The sequence below is a fragment of the Paraburkholderia sp. RL17-373-BIF-A genome (genome assembly GCF_046030175.1).
Taxonomy (GTDB): Bacteria; Pseudomonadota; Gammaproteobacteria; order Burkholderiales; family Burkholderiaceae; genus Paraburkholderia.
In genome coordinates this window covers 1-1,132 of record NZ_JARESO010000281.1, presented here as the reverse complement: position 1 = coordinate 1,132, position 1,132 = coordinate 1, and the positions used below count along the sequence as shown (strand labels likewise).

Annotated in this window: 1 protein-coding gene; it reads right to left on the bottom strand. The window is 59.1% G+C overall.

The window, feature by feature from the left end; genetic code table 11:
* Positions 1-696, bottom strand: a 696-nt coding sequence (ltrA, locus tag P0D80_RS50345; protein WP_408296273.1) for a group II intron reverse transcriptase/maturase, incomplete at its 3' end; no start/stop codon positions are given.
* Between the last annotated feature and the right edge of the window lie 436 nt (positions 697-1,132).

Genomic DNA, 1,132 nt, shown 5'->3' with positions numbered 1-1,132 from the left:
GAACACATAGTGCAGAAACAGATTGGCCAGCAACGGACTGATGACTCCGCCTTGCGGTGTGCCAGCGTCCCGCTGCTGCGTAGTGCCATCTGCCAGACTGACCGGAGCCCGAAGCCACCGCTCAATGTACAGAAGCGTCACCCTGCACTTCGTGTGATGCCGTATCGCCTTCATCAGCAAAGTGTGATCGATGGAATCGAAGAACCCCTTGATGTCAAGATCAAGCACCCAGGCGTATTGCCAGCAACGCACGCGCGCCATGGCCACTGCCTGATGTGCCGACCGGCCCGGCCGGTAGCCGTAAGAGTCGGGATGGAAGCGCGGTTCCAGTTGTGGCTCAAGACGCTGTTTGACCACCATCTGAGCCACCCGGTCCGCGACCGTCGGTATCCCCAACGGTCGCACACCGCCACCTGCCTTCGGAATTTCCACACGTCTAACCGGTGGAGGTTGGTAACTTCCCGAGGCCAGTCGATTCCAGAGTTTATAAAGGTTGTCAGCCAACCTCGAATCGAACTCCTCAATCGTCTGCCGATCGACTCCAGCAGCGCCCCGGTTGGCCTTGACCTTCTTGTAGGCCTCCCACACTTCGCGCTTGGAAATATCAAACGGTTTGGCATGCCGAGACAGATCCTCCCGTTGCCGGTTGTCTGCCTCGTCTTGCCGGACAACGTCGCCCCTTCGGTCCAGCCCCATTACAGGGCCTTCCTCCCTACTACGGACGACTCCGCCCCTGTGCCGCGCATCGGTACTCAGGCTCTTGCAGGGGCTGCCTGCTTGAGCTTCTCCCTTCGCATCGCGACGACAGGTTCCTACGTTCCTCATTGAAGCCTGCGCTGGCGTCACGCCACCTTCATGCCGGACGCCAGACAGCCCGTCAACAGGCTCCGTCTGTCCTTGTCCCGGGGCATCCATACCCCCCGGTTTTGGCGTCATCATGGGGTTTCGACACGTCATCAGTGGTTCACTCGCGTTCGTCTCACCAGCACTCATCTGACAGAATTTCTCTCCGCCTTTTCCTCAACGCTCACCACGCGGACTCTTTACCCACGCAGCTTGAGGTGATTTGAAGCCAACTCCTGCAAGCCGACTTCGAGGGGCCCGCCCTCATCTTCAATAAAGCATTGCTCAC